Here is a 16,396-nt window from a genome sequence, read left to right as displayed (position 1 = left end):
TGTGCTATTATGGTATTAATTTTTTCTTCTTAAACAAATTTTGATGTATGAACATAAATCCTGATGTGGTTATTATTGGAGGTGGCCTGGCGGGACTCACAAGTGCATTACATCTCTCTAAAAAAGGATTGAAGGTTACGTTAATTGAAAAATACGATTACCCGCGTCATAAAGTCTGCGGCGAATATTTGTCTAATGAGGTTTTACCTTATTTGGAATGGTTGGAAGTCGACGTGCAAACCTTATTACCCACTCACATTCAAACGTTTAAATTCACTACCGCAGACGGAAAGATGAATAAGATCAAATTACCGGTGGGTGGCATTGGTGTAAGTCGCTATGTATTGGACGATTTGTTATATCAACAGGCAAAGCGAAATGGCTGTGAGATAATTATTGCAACTGTTACGGGAATATCATTCAATGACGACATATTTAATGTTTCTTGTCAGGATTATAGTTTAAATGCTAAAATTGTACTGGGAGCTTTTGGGAAACGCAGTAATATTGATCAGCTTTTATCTCGTGATTTTATGAGGAAAAAATCCCCGTGGATAGCTGTTAAAGCACATTATTTCGCGGATTTTCCAAGTGACCTTATTGCATTACATCATTTTAAAGGCGGATATTGCGGTATTTCTAAAGTGGAGGATAGCCAGGTAAATTTGTGTTATTTGGCCGATTTGGATACCTTTAAACGATACAAAAATATCGAAGACTTCCAAAAGTATGTCTTATCTAAAAACAGATATCTCAAGTGTTTTTTTGAACACAGCAAATTAATTTTTGATAAACCACTGACCATTAGCCAGTTTTCATTTGATAAGAAATCAGCCGTAGAAGACCACATTCTTATGATTGGTGATACAGCCGGTCTTATTCATCCATTCTGCGGAAATGGGATGGCAATGGCAATACATGGGGCTAAAATAGCTTCCGAGCTCATTGTAGATTACTACCATGGTCATATTCACTCACGCAATCAATTGGAGAGGGCGTACGTCAGCCAATGGAATCGGACCTTTAGAAAGCGTTTATTTTTCGGAAGGCTTTTATCGCGTATATTACGTCATAAAGCAGGTCTCGCTATTTTAATGAAAACTGCGCTATTTTTCCCTAAACTCTTAAGCTTGATGATTAAACAGACACATGGCAATGCAAGCGAAATAAAATGGCAATAGATATAACACAGAGAACCTCGGAGAATGAAATCATGGACGATTTTCAACTCGAAGGAGATGAACTTCGTGGCGCACTGGATCAGATCTCCAAAATCAATCGCTTTCTAGGAGGAAACAGTATCACACTAGATGGAGTAAAAAAAATGCTCTCCCATGTTAATTCGATCCAACCAATAAAGATCGTGGATATCGGATGTGGTAATGGGGATATGCTCCGTATGCTAAGTAATTATGCCTATAAAAAGGGTATTCACTTTGAATTATATGGTGTAGACGCAAATCGGTATACCATTAATCATGCTAGGTCTTTATCGAAAAATTATACCAATATAACGTATCTATGCGCTGATATTTTTGAAGAGCATTTTGAGGACTTTAGTTTTCACATCGTTTTGTGTACGTTAACCATCCACCATTTTAACGATGAAAACATACTGGAATTAATAGGGAGAATGATCAAAATTTCAAAATTAGGAATTATCATCAACGACTTACATAGGAGTAAAATTGCTTATCGACTTTTTCAAACAATTGCTGTTGTTTTTAGGTTAAACAGAATGACAAGAGAGGATGGACTTATCTCCATACGACGCGGATTTAAAAAGGATGAGCTCGTAGAATTCGCAAAGAAATTACATTTAGAAAAATATACCGTCCAATGGAAATGGGCTTTCCGATACCAGTGGATTATTTCCAATATATGAATGTTAAGATAATACATGTTGCAAAACAACTGCCTAATTACTCCTGTGTTACAGCAGAGATACTGCCAATGTTAGATGGTTGGCTGGAGGGACAGGACGCCCGTTTTATTAAGAAAGTTAAGAAGCTGTTCGAAGGTTCGGCCGTGGAAAAGCGATACGCCATTATGAATCCAATCGATGTCTTTACGTCAACTTCCTTTGAAGAAAAAAATAACATATTCTGCCGTGAAGCAACGGTTCTCGGCGAGGACGTGCTGCGCAAAGCGCTTGAGGAAGTAGAATGGGATCCACAATCACTAGATTATATCATTACAGTGAGCTGTACTGGGATTATGATCCCTTCGCTAGACGCTTATCTCATTAACAAGATGAAACTCCGCCAGGATATTGTGCGCTTACCAGTCACCGAGATGGGATGTGTTGCCGGTGTTTCAGGAATAATCTATGCTAAAAATTTCCTTCAGGCCAACCCGGGTAAACGTGCTGCGGTAATTTCGGTAGAAGCGCCAACAGCAACCTTCCAACTGGAAGATTTTTCGATGTCGAATATCGTTAGTGCCGCAATATTTGGAGACGGTGCAGCATGCTGCCTGCTTTCCTCGTACGATTCGGACTGTGGGCCTGCAATCTTGGACCAACAGATGTACCATTTTTATGATACCGAAGATATTATGGGGTTTAAGCTAACAAATACCGGTATGAAGATGATACTTGATGTAGAAGTTCCTAATGTGATTGCTTCCCATTTCGGAGCAGTAATACATCCATTTCTTCAGAAAAATAATTTGCAAATCGAAAATATTAATTACATGATTTTTCATCCCGGTGGAAAAAAGATCGTTGCGACAATTGAACAGATTTTTGCTGAATTTGATAAAGATATTAACGATACTAAAGCAATATTGTCGGAATATGGCAATATGTCCAGTGCTACTGTGCTATATGTGCTTGAACGTATCATGAAACGAAGTCCTCAGCCTGGTGAATTGGGATTGATGCTGAGTTTTGGACCGGGGTTTACGGCTCAGCGCGTTTTATTACAATGGTAACCTAAAAATTATGAATGTGGATTTAAAAGATATACTATCAAAATTGCCCTATAGAGCCCCCTTTTTATTTGTCGATGAATTGATCTATGTAGATTCAGAAGGTATTGCGGGTAGCTATACTTTTAATGAAGATCTGGATTTTTATAAGGGCCATTTTTTTGAAAAAGCGATTACTCCAGGTGTTATTTTGATCGAAACAATGGCCCAGATAGGTTTAGCTTGTTTGGGGATTTTTCTACTAAATAAAAACTTGATGCACGGCTCAGCAATAGCATTGACGTCTACCGAGATACAATTTTTAAAACCGGTGTATCCAAAGGAGAGAGTTACAGTATTTTCGAAAAAAATATATCTCCGGTTTGGTAAATTAAAATGCGAGGTAATCATGAAAAATGAAGCTGGGCAGGACGTTTGCAAAGGAATATTGGCAGGCATGATCACCGAAGCGCTATGAAAAGAGTAGTCATTACAGGAATTGGTGTTGTTGCTCCCAATGGTGTGGGAGTACCCGCTTTTACACAGGCGATTAGGGAGGGTATATCTGGAATTAGACATGATGAGAGATTGGAAAAATTGCAGTTTTCTTGCCAGATTGCTGGAATGCCTCAACTGTCGGAAGCGCTAAAAGAGAAATATTTCACCGAACTAGAATTAAGAGGATTTAATAGTACAGGAATATTATATGGTGTGATCGCCGGAATGGAAGCATGGGCAGACGCGGGGCTTCCTACTACTTTAAATTCCGCTCCTGATTGGGATAGTGGAACTGTGTTTGGTTCAGGAAGCTCGGGTATCGATAAATTGCGGGAAAGCATTTATAAAATCGATGATTTGCAAACCCGCAAATTGGGGAGTACGGTTGTAGCCCAGACGATGAACAGTGGGGTTAGTGCCTACTTAGGAGGAAAATTGGGTCTTGGTAATCAGGTGACAACGAATTCATCTGCCTGTGCTACGGGAACTGAAGCAATCCTGATGGGTTATGATCGGATTAGATCCGGAAGAGCTAAACGGATGCTCGCAGGGAGTACAGGAGATAGTGGGCCTTACATTTGGGGCGGTTTTGATGCACTGCGTGTCTGTAGTTCACAATATAATGCCAACCCTGGGGCGGGTTCCCGACCTATGAGTGCAACCGCCGCAGGATTCGTTCCTGGTAGTGGGGCTGGAGCTTTATTGTTGGAAGATCTGGAAAGTGCACTAGCGCGAAAGGCAACTATATATGCAGAATTATTGGGTGGCCAGGTAAATTCTGGCGGACAACGCGGAACAGGAAGTATGACAGCACCTAATGCTTATGCTGTGCGGAAATGTATTCAGGAGGCGCTAAAAAATGCAAATATCTCGGGCTTAGACATCGATGCGATAAATGGACATTTGACAGCAACTGCCAAAGATGCTTTTGAAATAGAAAACTGGACCATAGCTCTGAATCGCAAAGGTAAAGATTTTCCATGGATAAACTCACTGAAGGGAATGACTGGACACTGTCTCAGTGCGGCGGGTAGTATAGAAAGCGTGGCGACGGTTTTGCAGCTATATCATGGATTTTTATTTGGAAACTGTAATTGCTCTGATCTAAATCCGGAGATTGCTGCATTGATACATCCATCACGTATTCCTTTAAAGACTCTTGAGGCCAAGACTAACATCATTGCCAAAGCAAGTTTTGGATTTGGGGATGTTAATGCTTGCCTAATATTTAAGAATTTTAATAACTAAACTAATGAATAGAGAAGAATTGATCGATGCTTTAAAACCAATCATATCACCATATACGACAAACCAGGAAGCTTTCGGAAAGCTTAATGAGGCGACCGATTTTATTCGTGATCTGCAAATCAACTCGGCCAATCTGGTTGATATTGTTCTAGATATTGAAGAAAAGTTCGATATAGTAATTGAAAATCCTGATATGGAACGTATGCTTAATGTCGGAGCTGCAGTCGAAATAATCGAGAGCAAGTTACAAGAAAAATGATTGGTAATGACGTTATCGACCTGGTTCAGTCCAGAAAAGATAGTAATTGGAAACGTAAAGGCTTTGTTTCAAAGTTATTTACTGAGCAGGAACAACTGTTGATTGTGAACAGTGCAGATACCGAAATTACTGTTTGGCTCTTATGGAGCATGAAAGAGGCTGCCTATAAAATATGGAATCGAGAGACAGGAATTCGGAAATTTATGCCTAAAAGATTGCTATGTTCAGTTATTGAACGGTCTTTTTTTACCGCAAGGGGAGAAGTCATCTGCGAAGGTAAGAGGTATTATACTAAGACCACTGTTTGCCCAGATTTTATACATACCGTAGCCGTTGGGGAATTAGCTCATTTGGACAATATTGTAGAAATCACGGCTAGTGAAATTGTTAAAGATTCATTAGGAATTCCAGGCATTAGCATAAATGATGAGGATGCTGTCTTACCGGTGTCTGTTAGTAACCACGGACGTTTTGAGAGAATAGTTGCGATTTGTACCTGATCGACTTAATCAGACCAGTAAACACCTTATTGTACTTGAATCGACTCTGCTCTTAGCATTTGTTTAAACTTGGGATTTCGTATATAGCTACTAAAGGCATGACTCGACATTCCAGTAAAATCGGTCATAGAAAAAATGGTGTAATTTTTCTTAAGAGCATTAAAACTGTCTGCTTTATATCCAAGATCAGTTGGGTTAAGTTTGTTAGATAAGAATCCGAAAAATTTTTTCAACATCTTGTCGGTACCGTTTATCGTGATATGTATTTTCTTAACTTGTGGGCTCAGTTCGACAAATTTTTTTGTCCCGCTTAGTGTATCTGTATATTGAAACTCGGAGAGTCCTATTGCCGGTGCCAGCATAATACATGTAATTCTGTTTTTGTTTTCCAGCAAAGGCTTTGCCCGCTCGATATCGACATTGTGAATATCTTTTGCCTGTGCGGAAAATGAGCTATTAAATTCAGGATTCGAAATTGCACTCATCACTACAGATGCGCCCCGACTATGTGAAATAATATAAACATCCTTATTGGCCATATTGTTTAGAATTCTCCTTAAACCAAATTCACCGGCCATCTGGCTAAAAGAGGCTGCTGAAAACCAGTTTTTTGCGGAACGAAAAGGGGAGGTAGATCTTAAACCATCCCAATAGAATCGAATGATTTCATCGGTTTTAGGGTTTGTAACGATATGATTGGCAATATATTTATATTGTTTTACAACTGATTCTTCGTCAGCATTGAAGCCGTGAACTAAAATAAACACACGTTTTTTTGGAGCAATACGTTTTGACAGACGCAGCATGTTACTACGTTCAAAAGCGAGTAATTGTTCGCGATCACCTCTGTCTGTGGCAATTTTCATAAGCGAATAAGGATCTCGAGCCGCTTTATTGGACGGAATGCCATAGTTTTTCTTCCAGTTATCGGGGTAGAAATTACCGTTTTGATCGACAAATGAGTACCACAGGTTAGGATCTACGCCAGTGTTTGGGGAAGCCGAATCGGGAAGATTATGGATAAGGCCACACGAAGTGAACAAACTGATAACGATGATAATATAGAAAAAATACCTTTTGTTCATATGATTAATTTTCTACTATTCTAGAATTTTACCTTTAATATGAATCCAATGGCATGAATTGTAACCTTCAAAAGGTAACTCATGGGTTCCAGAAGAGACAGTATACTTATTTCTTTTTAAGATAACGATTGATCATAGGACTGAAATCATTTTTGGAAGAAATTTGAATATGCTCTGCTAATACAGCTACTGGAAATTCATCCAAAGTTTTGAAATTAATACAGCCTTTTTGAAACTTGGCCTTTGGTATTTTTAATTTTAGTTCTTCCATTAATTCGGGATTAGTATAGATGACCAAGGAATGGAATGAAATATAATTCTTCGCGACTGTTAACCCGTATTTAAATACGCCTTGTTCATTAAAACTAAACGCATTTGGATTTGACATAAACTTTCCGAAGTCTTCGGAAATAGCTTGGTCATTTTCTACTATTGCTTTTCGGAATTGATGGATTACTTCTTGTTCAGTAGCCGAAAGTTTAGCAATATATTGATCGATCTCCATTAATTTTTTATTGTCCATAAAAGCTGTAGTTGTTCGCTAAAAATATTAAATTTTCTTCAATTTACTAATGTAGTCTATAAAAACATTGGGCTAATTCTGTAGTGATTGCTTGAGGAACTTATTTCTATGGCTTGAGATGTTATGTCTCTTTTGCAGAAATGAATGTATGTGACACTATACTTTTTTAAACAGTTCTTGATCAAATTCTTTACTCAAGCTTTTATTTTAAAGATATCCCTACAGCCACATGTGGAAAAATTAGGGATTAGTGTGTTTGATATAGGTTTAGCACTTTATCTCTTTCGAAGAATAGCTGCTATAAGTCATACTATAGCCAGTTTTTAAAGTTAAATTTACATTTAGCGTGCATAAGGATTATTATTTTGTAAATTCATACTACAAAGCGTTCGATAGCAATTTTTGATCGCTTTTTTATATTAAATAAAAGGAATGGATGAAAAGCAAGAAACGAAATAAAGGTTTTCTCTTTAGGCAATTTGAAGCACCATTTCAGACGCCTTTTGAAAAATTATTTGACATTTTCAAAGAACTGATTACCCATACTTCCGGTGATTTTGATGAAGCTATTGATTGGCTTAGGCAGTTGGATAAAGAGTTTAAGCTAACGACCCCTGCCTACACGATAGACGATTTCATTACAGATCTGAAAGATAAAGGATACATCAGAGAAAAAGTTGAGTTTGATGGTGAAGGGGGGATAGATATTACCTCAAAACTTGAGAAAGCCCTGAGGCAGCACGCGTTGGACCAAATTTTCGGAAAGATGCGCAAGGGAATGTCTGGCAGTCATAAAACAAATCACCAAGGGCGGAGCGATGAAAATATGGGGGATTTCCGAAACTATCAGTATGGCGATGGCCTAGAAAAGATAATTTTGACAGAGAGTTTGAAAAATGCACAAATTAATCATGGAATAGGAGAGTTTGCGTTGTCTGAAAATGATCTTGTCGTTGAGGATACGCAGTTCAAATCACAAATGAGTACAGTGCTGATGATTGATATTAGCCACAGTATGATTTTGTATGGAGAGGATAGGATTACACCAGCAAAGAAAGTAGCCATGGCCCTATCTGAGCTTATTCTTACGCGTTATCCTAAGGACTCTCTTGACGTTATTGTTTTCGGAAACGATGCTTGGCAAATAGCGATTAAAGATCTTGCTTATCTGCAAGTAGGACCTTTTCATACCAATACTGTCGCAGGCTTAAAGCTAGCAATGGATTTACTACGGCGAAAGAGGCATGCAAATAAGCAAATATTTATGATAACCGATGGCAAACCGAGTTGTTTAAATATGCCGGATGGTAGTTATTATAAGAATCCCATGGGTTTGGATCCGTTCATCACGAGCAAGTGTTATAGTATGGCTGCGCAAGCTCGCAAGTTGGGAATACCGATAACTACTTTTATGATCGCTTCCGATCCCTATTTACAACAATTTGTCGACGAATTTACAGCTTCGAATCAAGGAAAGGCTTATTATACGGGCCTTGGCAATTTAGGTGAAATGATTTTTGAAGATTATGAAGAAAACCGAAAAAAAAGAATACGATAAAAATATATGGATTATACGAAGATTAAAACATTTGGTGCATTAAAAACTTCGGGTTATAAACCTAAGACAATAAAAGAAGAATTGCGTCAGAATCTAATTACAAAAATAAGGGCGGGTGAATCCGTGTTCAATGGAGTATACGGATACGAAGATACGGTTATTCCTGAACTTGAGCGGGCTATTCTCTCCAAGCACAACATTAATTTATTAGGGCTTCGCGGCCAAGCGAAAACGCGATTGGCAAGACTTATGGTCAATCTACTGGATGAATATGTGCCAGTGGTAGAAGGTTCGGAGATTAACGATGATCCCTATAATCCGATATCGCGTTATGCGATAGAACGACTAAAGAAGGAAGGTGACGATACCCCAATATCTTGGCTTAGTAGAAACGATCGTTTTGCAGAAAAACTTGCTACACCCGATGTGACCGTCGCTGATTTGATTGGTGATGTAGATCCCATCAAAGCCGCAAATTTAAAACTAAGCTATGCAGACGATCGTGTGATTCACTTCGGTATGATCCCAAGGGCAAATCGATCTATTTTTGTTATTAATGAACTTCCGGATCTTCAAGCGAGAATTCAAGTCGCCCTTTTTAATATATTACAGGAGGGGGATATACAGATTCGTGGTTTTAAGTTGCGCTTGCCATTAGATATACAATTTATATTTACAGCGAATCCCGAGGATTATACCAATAGGGGAAGCATTGTGACGCCGTTGAAAGATCGAATTGGTTCGCAGATACTTACCCATTATCCGACTTCTGTTGAGATAGCAAAAACAATCACCGCTCAGGAATCTAACTTGGAAATAGCGCAGAAAGAGCAAATTTATATCCCAGAATTAGCGCGAGAATTAATAGAGCAAATAAGCTTCGAAGCTCGAAATAGCGAATATGTTGATGATAAAAGTGGCGTTAGTGCACGTATGAGTATTACGGCATTTCAAAACTTAGTAAGCACCGCTGAATTGCGTATGCTTAAAAACGGATCGCAAGCAACCGCAGTGAGATTGGGTGATTTTATGGGCATTATACCTGCAATAACTGGCAAGGTTGAGCTTGTTTATGAAGGTGAGCAGGAAGGAGCAGATATTGTGGCATTGCAACTGATTGAAAATGCTATAAAAAGCATCTTTCCCGTCTTATTCCCAAAAATTGAGAAGCTGGAAAGAGAAAGCGATCGTTATCCCTACGATGATATTGTGCGTTGGTTTGCAGAATCGGAAGGTATTGAATTATCTGATGAGCTTAGTGATATGGAATATATTAGGGTTTTGGATGAAGTGGTACCTATTAAAGCTTTGATTCAGCAATATCAGCCAGAAACGAAATCTGCGGATGTCTATTTTTTAACCGAATTTGTTTTATGGGGGCTCACTTTAAACAATAAATTAAGTAAATATAGAATTGGAACGGGACTGCAGTTTCAGGATAATTTTCAAGGATATCTAAGAAACAATCTGTAAGTTTTTATAATAATGTTGTTTCGTTTCCGAAAATGGGTTACGAATTTCGGCATAGGAAGTGTCAGGTGTTGAGTGTATTAGATCAATAGAAAATAGTAGGGTTAATTAAAAATGTGGAACGACATTCTCGTTCCACATCATGTTTTTCATTGTAGTATTGTAGGGAGTTTATAGTATTCTTTATTGAATCAATAGGAATCGAAATGTGAGATATGGATCTTTAAACAGTTCAGCAATTACCTCTATCGAATCAATTCTATTTGTTGACAAATGTAACTTAGATTAGATACATAAAGAATATGAAAATCGTCCTTTTTTATGTGAAAATGGGAATATTTAATTTGTATGTAAAACCTATTGCCTTAATGTCTTTATCCATACCTCTTTTAGAAAATGTATAATTCCATATCTAATTTATTAAGTAGTGCAGCTGTATTGGGGTGGAAAGCGACCGCATTGGTAATATGAAGTTCTTTGCTTTTAGAATCTCTATAAATTGATTAGAGAGATCTTAGTGTTGTGTTATATTGAGAGTGAGGCATTCGAGACTGCTGGGAGAACAGAATTTGGATGAATACGGTTTTGCTACTATATAATAGAGTTGATTTCTTCTTTGAACTTTAGTACCTTTAACTTGACCTTGTCAGATTTCTAGTGGTTCATATTGATTGGCATGTCTGAAAAAAATGAGAAAAATGGTCTTTATAGTTTTATTTATTGTGGCGGCAGTCGGAGCCGCTGTAGCCTATTATTTATTCACCAATGGTAACGTTGAAGTAGATATGGCATTGAAATCAGCTACTATCCATGAATTTAAAGTAAACGGGCTGGACGGCTCTACCATAAACTTTGCGAAATTTAAAGGTAAAAAGATCTTAGTTGTAAACACCGCTTCCAAATGTGGATTTACGCCACAGTATGAGGGTCTTGAACGTCTATATAATAAATTCAATGATAAGCTAGTTATTATAGGCTTCCCTTCAAATGATTTTTTAGATCAAGAGCCAGGTAAGGACGCTGAAATAGCAGCATTTTGTCAACGAAATTATGGCGTAACTTTTCCGATGGCGGCAAAGATTGATGTGAAAGGAAAGCGACAGGCGCCTATCTATCAGTGGTTGACCAATAAAAGCCTGAACGGTGTTGAAAGTTCAGCGGTCTTATGGAACTTTCAGAAGTATTTAATTGATGAAAATGGTAAGCTTATAAAGCATTTTTCACCAAAAACTGACCCTGAAGCTAATGAAATTATATCTCTTATCAATTAGAAGCCGACTCTTATTCAACTTAGGAATTCAGTCAACAGATCCTATGAATTAAAATATATGCCCTATATTGTTGCGCATAACATATCCGTTTTAATTATCTCTACGACTTTCTCTAATAATCCTGAATTTATAGAACATTAATCTGTAGAGCATGTGCTATCTCTGTAGACAGAAGTTAATATAAGGTGAATTGACTTTTTTAGTGGTATTCGCTACAATTTTGCTTTTTAACGAACAAAGCAATCATTATTCGACAAAACAAAATTAATATTCGTGCATTACTCTTGAAAAATAACTTAATATCTTTGTAAGAGAACGCGAAAGAATAATCGATGACTAATCGAGCAATGTCTACTAGTGGTCATAGAAAGTGTTAAAAATGGGGAAAATCATCGTGAAATTTTGGTTTGTCAATGTGCTTGTAAGTATTTTGCTATTTATCTTATATCGACTTGTTATTGCGGAAAAAAATACGGTTGATACAGGATTTCTGAATACGATTATTGTTATAATGGACATTAGTGTTAATCTTGTTTTTTCAGCTGTTTACCTTTTCGCTATAGCATTGTGTTCTCTACTGTTTTTTCTAAATCGTATAGAAAAAGTCAGAAGTAGTAAAACGTTATGCTTTTTGGTTTTCTCAGGAATACCTGCTGTATGCTTAGTTATATTAATTATTTATATATTGGTGGGAGTGTACAAGTTTAATATGGCCATTGAACCGTTAAAAACGCTCCTTTTGTTTACGTTTATTTATTTAGGCTGTACCATTTTAGAATTTATCGCCTTTAGAAATGTAATTGAAAAAGAGGAATAGTGGTGAGCAAAGATACATTTCGCATTAACCTTTATTATCACAGTACAGGCGAGACGGATAAATATTCTGTACTTGACTATTGAGTGATCAGGAGACACCAGTAGAAATAAGTAAGGGTTTTTACATTACGTTGCACGCATTAATCAAGTTAAAGTATGCTTCTTAGTAATGCATAAAGATTTTGATGAGCTTATGAATCGCAAAGAAAATATAAATGAGACCAAGCTGCCCGGTCAGCTTTTGGAGTATCTAACTTACTGAAAATACCTGTATGAGCTTGATGACTATTGGCTGTTATTTTTATTTAGTTAGCAATGGGTTGCACCAAATTGACCAGGCATTAAAGTTGTTTCCGACTGGATCTTGTGTGAGAAGCTCAAGATCGTCTATATTTGTGATATCTATATCAAAAATATGCTGTTGATTAGGTCTAACGATACGAGAAGAAAGGGTTTTCCCATTACCCTTGATAATAAATTTAATACCCTCTGGTTTTAGCGCTCCATCACGCAATGCTGCTATGATTTTTAAATTCCGCCACTTTTTTGAGAGCTTATACGCATATAGGGATGGCGTATGGGCGTACAAACCTTTTCGATATAGGTTGCCCATACTTTCTAAAAAAAATAAACTATTGGATTCGGCCGTGTAATAATTCCGAGCGGGATTTTCCCAACCAACCAAAGCTTCTTTCCATGCTGCATCAGAAAGAAATACGCTATCCATTTGGGTGGTTTTAAGATTGATTGGCTTGCTGTCGCGTAACAACTCATTTAATATGCCTAACTTCACGTGCTTTTGGCTATCTTGGCTGTCATTTTCAACTACCCTAATCAAGTCATTTATGCTCGGCTGACCGAAGTTATTAACTGTGAAAAAATGCCCCCCATCACCTTGAGTAACCATTTTTCGGTATTCTTTAACTGATCCATGTTAATTCTCATTAGAATGCCCCCACTGATTCTCATTAAAATGCCCCCACTAATATGCAAAAATAATCATTCATTATCCTGATCATCTGAGATTTCGTTTTCCTGCTTTCGAGGGCGCCCTCTTCTAGTCCTTGCGGTATCTTCACCAGGAAAAAGATCCTGTAGTTCGATAAGATTTTTTACGCGATAGCTGTTCCCATTAAGTTTTACAATTGTTGCATGATGGACAATCCTATCTATAATAGCAGAAGCAATTACCCTGTCACCGAAGAGGTTTCCCCAGTCTTCAAAGTTTCGGTTTGTGGTGATGATCATAGACCCCGTTTCGTACCTCCTGCGAACGATCTCAAAGAAATCTTCCAGACTGTTCTGCGGCATTTTTTTGAAGCCCAGCTCATCAAGTATCAGGAGGTCAGGCTTTAGATAACGCTGCAATACGGACTGGTAACTTCCGTCTGCCCTTGATGCGAACAGTTTTTCGACCATTTCATTTGTGTGTGCAAACAGTACTTTTTTACCTCTTTTGACCGCTTCAAGCCCGATCGCATGGGCCAGGTGGGTTTTCCCGACACCGGGTTTCCCCATGAATATAGCATTGGAGCGCTGTTCTATGAACCGGCAGGAAGCCAGGTCAAATAATAGCCTTCTGTCCAGGTCCGGCTGGTAACTCAGGTCATAACTGTCCAGGATCTTTTGCGTATCCAGCCGGGATTCCTTTAGCCTGGACTGATAGCCATTGGACTGTCTTTTTACTATTTCATCTTCGATGAGCAGCTCCAGAAATTCAAGGTAGCTGATCTGTTTTTCCAGGGCATGCCTATTCCTCATTTCAAGGTTCTGGGCCATCGTGGCCAATTTTAGCTGGCGTAAATTTGCTAATAATGTTTCCATATTATTTATTTCAGTTTGTTAATCTGTCGTATAGTCCGAGTTCGTGTTCGTATTCGCTGGAATACACCATAGGAGACATTTCCTCGTAATTTTGCTTGTAAAGCTCGTTCTCGCAGATCCGTTTGACCTGCTGGTAGCTGAAGGCTCTGTAATGGAGCGCGCGCTTACATGACAGATCGATCTGCACGTCGGTAAACCGCTTTTTTAATTTAAGTATCCCGCGGGTCATCGGGCTCCAGTGGGTAGGCACCTCCGCCAGAAGATGTTCAAAGAAAAGCAGTGCAGAAGGTCCGATACTTCCCATTAGCCGCTTATATTCTTCTCTGCTGATATTCTTTTTATAATCCGGACGGTGTTCCTCCAGAGAAACGTACATGCCCATCTGTCCGCTTACCTGATGGAGTGCAATGCGGGTGCTGCCGTCAAATATTTTTAGGCAGGTACCGTTGCTTTCGAGCCTGACGGTTCTGCCCGCATAGGCAGCGGGCACCGAATAGTAATTATGGCGGTAGCTCACACGTGTGCCAGCCGGGTGACTTTTCTGGATCCGACCTCCAGGATTTCATATCGCACCGGGGGCAATGCAAGCAGTGCATGCTTTTCATACTGTTCAAATACGGCAAGAGGGATACGGCGCGTGGTTCCGTGTACGCGCTTATTGCATGTCTCTTCGTTCCAGACCTTCAGCCCGCACAGCAGATCTTCATAGCCATTGCCATCGAAGCCCTTTAAAAAATTGTTTTTTACATATTTGATAGATGATTCAACTTTGCCCTTGTCCTGTGGACGGCGTGGCCTGCACGCAATTCCTGCACAGCTGTAGTAGGAAAGAAATTCAGAATATTGGCGCTGGAGCTCCGGTTCGTAAAGATCCGGAATGGTCACCCCAGATTTCAGGTTGTCAAGTTTGACAGTTCGCGGAACACCCCCAAAATACTCGAAAGCTTTGATATGGCAGTCCAGAAATTCGTCCACCCGCTGGCTGGTCACCAGTTTATAAAAGCTGTAACGGCTATGGGAGAGAACCATGGAAAACACCCATACTTTTACAGGGCGGCCATTCCTGCGGAAAGTACCCATATATCCGAAATCCACCTGCGCTTCTTCTCCCGGATCGCTGTGCAGCGGCACAAAAACCTCCTGCTTCTTTAATCTCTCGATACTTCTGGCGACACTGGGATAAGATATATCTAAACCGTGCTGCTCATGCAGGCGCTGGTGGATAAGTATAGCGCTCAGTCCCATCTCCTTATATACCTGAATGTCATCGAGATAATCGTCCAGCAGCTTTGGTCTTACCTGAGGCAAAGGTTCCTCTAGCCCACGCTCAAGGGCTTTCTGTATCCGGGAAACGGTCTTGCGGCACATCCCAAGTTCTGATGCTATCTCCCGTATCGATTTCCCGTGGGATAGCAGTGTTTTTATCGTATTATACATTGCCACTTTATACATAATGTCGGACTTTAATACTCCGACAAGTTAAACCTTAATTAAAAACTTAAGGTGGTGGCATTTTAGTGAGAATATATGGGGGTGTTTTAGTGAGAATTAACAATGTCAGGAACAACTTTCTGAAAGCCTTTGAAAGCAAAAGCTATGAGGACCTGATCTGTGGTCTGCGCGTATGGAATGATGAAATATGCAATAAACGTGTCCACGGTACCACCAGGCGCCGGCCTCATGATATCTTTCTTGAATCGGAGAAAGCTGCGCTGCAGCCCCTGCCTTCCAGACGTTTCCAGATACAGGATGTCAGCCACCGCAGGGTAAACCGTATGGGACATGTCGCCTATAAGCAGAATTATTATTCGGTTCCGGCTGACTATATGGGCATGAATGTAAGGCTGGAGAGTAACGGTACGATACTTCGCATCTATGACAGCTCACGACAGATCGCCATGCACCAGCTATCCGGCAGCATAGGCATGTTTGTCAGTCTTGCGGCGCACCGCCCCAGGGAAAAGAGAATGGTCAGCAAGGAAGAATACCGTGAAATGATGGGGCAGATAGGTCCAAATGCGTACACTCTGTTCGATCGACTTGTGGAAGAAGTGCCGAGGCACTGGGGCAAGATGACCCAGGGTATACTTGCGCTGAGAAAGCGCTTCACTTTGGGCCAGATAGAAAGATCATGTGCCCGCGCACTGCACTTTCACGCCATAAGCTACCAGCAGGTCAAACGGATATGCGAGAATGCGATGTACGACCTGCCCCGGGAAGATGTGCTAACAATGGGCTTCTCGGACGAATTTCAGCACGAACTCAGTTATTATGACACTCTTACAAATTACTGGACATAAATATGGAAAATCTAAAAACACAGCTCCGCACTCTTAAACTCGCGGCCATCTGTCAGAACCTCGAGCTGCGTAACAGGTACGCGCTACAGCACAAGATCGGTTACATTGAATTTTGGACTTGCAAATAAAATCGG

The 16,396-nt window shown here is 39.5% G+C and carries 18 protein-coding genes and 1 pseudogene; 12 read left to right on the top strand and 7 right to left on the bottom strand.

All coding sequences use genetic code 11. The annotated features are described in order from the left end of the window. Window positions 1-47 precede the first annotated feature (47 nt). The 7 genes from B2107_RS08860 to B2107_RS08830 are packed head-to-tail and all read left to right on the top strand — an operon-like array spanning window position 48 to window position 5,415. On the top strand, window positions 48-1,181 hold the full coding sequence (locus B2107_RS08860) for an NAD(P)/FAD-dependent oxidoreductase (protein WP_293955123.1): 1,134 nt from the start codon (window positions 48-50) through the stop codon (window positions 1,179-1,181). Next, window positions 1,172-1,885, top strand: coding sequence for a methyltransferase domain-containing protein (locus B2107_RS08855; protein ID WP_293955121.1), 714 nt, complete (start codon window positions 1,172-1,174; stop codon window positions 1,883-1,885). The genes B2107_RS08860 and B2107_RS08855 overlap by 10 nt, the downstream gene beginning before the upstream one ends. Then, window positions 1,882-2,934 carry a type III polyketide synthase gene (locus B2107_RS08850; protein ID WP_293955119.1) on the top strand — a complete coding sequence of 351 codons (1,053 nt, stop codon included), beginning with the start codon at window positions 1,882-1,884 and terminating at the stop codon, window positions 2,932-2,934. Before B2107_RS08855 ends, B2107_RS08850 begins: the two co-directional genes overlap by 4 nt. Before the next feature lie 10 nt (window positions 2,935-2,944). Beyond that, complete coding sequence (locus B2107_RS08845; RefSeq protein WP_293955117.1) at window positions 2,945-3,388, top strand: 3-hydroxyacyl-ACP dehydratase FabZ family protein; 444 nt, start codon at window positions 2,945-2,947, stop codon at window positions 3,386-3,388. After that, complete coding sequence (locus tag B2107_RS08840) at window positions 3,385-4,656, top strand: beta-ketoacyl-[acyl-carrier-protein] synthase family protein (RefSeq protein ID WP_293955115.1); 1,272 nt, start codon at window positions 3,385-3,387, stop codon at window positions 4,654-4,656. Before B2107_RS08845 ends, B2107_RS08840 begins: the two co-directional genes overlap by 4 nt. A gap of 4 nt (window positions 4,657-4,660) precedes the next feature. After that, window positions 4,661-4,915, top strand: a complete 255-nt coding sequence (locus tag B2107_RS08835) for an acyl carrier protein (protein WP_293955114.1) — start codon at window positions 4,661-4,663, stop codon at window positions 4,913-4,915. Continuing rightward, on the top strand, window positions 4,912-5,415 hold the full coding sequence (locus B2107_RS08830; RefSeq protein WP_293955112.1) for a 4'-phosphopantetheinyl transferase family protein: 504 nt from the start codon (window positions 4,912-4,914) through the stop codon (window positions 5,413-5,415). The genes B2107_RS08835 and B2107_RS08830 overlap by 4 nt, the downstream gene beginning before the upstream one ends. A 26-nt stretch (window positions 5,416-5,441) precedes the next feature. On the opposite strand, the gene B2107_RS08825 is transcribed toward B2107_RS08830, so the two are convergent. Both B2107_RS08825 and B2107_RS08820 read right to left on the bottom strand, forming a co-directional pair. After that, window positions 5,442-6,500 (bottom strand): alpha/beta hydrolase, encoded by a 1,059-nt coding sequence (locus tag B2107_RS08825; RefSeq protein ID WP_293955110.1) that lies wholly within the window; start codon window positions 6,498-6,500, stop codon window positions 5,442-5,444. 106 nt (window positions 6,501-6,606) lie between these two features. Continuing rightward, window positions 6,607-7,023 (bottom strand): hypothetical protein, encoded by a 417-nt coding sequence (locus B2107_RS08820; protein WP_293955108.1) that lies wholly within the window; start codon window positions 7,021-7,023, stop codon window positions 6,607-6,609. Between the two features lie 436 nt (window positions 7,024-7,459). Between B2107_RS08820 and B2107_RS08815 the strand changes: the two genes are divergently transcribed. The 4 genes from B2107_RS08815 (at window position 7,460) to B2107_RS08800 (ending at window position 12,139) form a co-directional block, all read left to right on the top strand. Then, the gene (locus B2107_RS08815) at window positions 7,460-8,581 is read left to right on the top strand and encodes a vWA domain-containing protein (RefSeq protein WP_293955106.1); all 1,122 of its coding nucleotides are present in this window, start codon (window positions 7,460-7,462) and stop codon (window positions 8,579-8,581) included. Window positions 8,582-8,587: 6 nt separating this feature from the next. Next, window positions 8,588-10,054, top strand: a complete 1,467-nt coding sequence (locus tag B2107_RS08810) for a sigma 54-interacting transcriptional regulator (RefSeq protein ID WP_293955104.1) — start codon at window positions 8,588-8,590, stop codon at window positions 10,052-10,054. Window positions 10,055-10,749: 695 nt separating this feature from the next. Further along, window positions 10,750-11,322 carry a glutathione peroxidase gene (locus tag B2107_RS08805; protein ID WP_293955102.1) on the top strand — a complete coding sequence of 191 codons (573 nt, stop codon included), beginning with the start codon at window positions 10,750-10,752 and terminating at the stop codon, window positions 11,320-11,322. 379 nt (window positions 11,323-11,701) lie between these two features. Further along, window positions 11,702-12,139 (top strand): hypothetical protein, encoded by a 438-nt coding sequence (locus B2107_RS08800; protein ID WP_293955100.1) that lies wholly within the window; start codon window positions 11,702-11,704, stop codon window positions 12,137-12,139. A 300-nt stretch (window positions 12,140-12,439) separates the two neighbouring features. Here B2107_RS08800 and B2107_RS08795 read toward each other — a convergent pair whose 3' ends face one another. From B2107_RS08795 to istA, 5 genes and pseudogenes are all read right to left on the bottom strand, one after another. Then, window positions 12,440-13,045, bottom strand: coding sequence for an NPCBM/NEW2 domain-containing protein (locus B2107_RS08795; protein ID WP_293955098.1), 606 nt, complete (start codon window positions 13,043-13,045; stop codon window positions 12,440-12,442). Window positions 13,046-13,137: 92 nt separating this feature from the next. Then, on the bottom strand, window positions 13,138-13,962 hold the full coding sequence (istB, locus tag B2107_RS08790) for an IS21-like element helper ATPase IstB (RefSeq protein WP_293881655.1): 825 nt from the start codon (window positions 13,960-13,962) through the stop codon (window positions 13,138-13,140). A gap of 10 nt (window positions 13,963-13,972) precedes the next feature. Further along, window positions 13,973-14,338, bottom strand: a complete 366-nt coding sequence (locus tag B2107_RS08785) for a hypothetical protein (protein ID WP_293955096.1) — start codon at window positions 14,336-14,338, stop codon at window positions 13,973-13,975. A 66-nt stretch (window positions 14,339-14,404) separates the two neighbouring features. Then, window positions 14,405-14,452: pseudogene (locus B2107_RS21900) on the bottom strand (hypothetical protein); the annotation flags it as partial. A gap of 23 nt (window positions 14,453-14,475) precedes the next feature. Next, window positions 14,476-15,414 (bottom strand): IS21 family transposase, encoded by a 939-nt coding sequence (gene istA, locus B2107_RS08780; RefSeq protein ID WP_293955094.1) that lies wholly within the window; start codon window positions 15,412-15,414, stop codon window positions 14,476-14,478. An 89-nt stretch (window positions 15,415-15,503) separates the two neighbouring features. Between istA and B2107_RS08775 the strand changes: the two genes are divergently transcribed. Continuing rightward, a complete protein-coding gene (locus B2107_RS08775; RefSeq protein WP_293955092.1) occupies window positions 15,504-16,262 on the top strand; it encodes a Mu transposase domain-containing protein in 759 nt (252 codons plus the stop codon). Window positions 16,263-16,396: the final 134 nt, after the last annotated feature.

The organism is Sphingobacterium sp. UBA7855, from assembly GCA_002500745.1.
Classification (GTDB): Bacteria; Bacteroidota; Bacteroidia; order Sphingobacteriales; family Sphingobacteriaceae; genus Sphingobacterium.
This window is presented reverse-complemented; position numbering and strand designations above follow the sequence as displayed.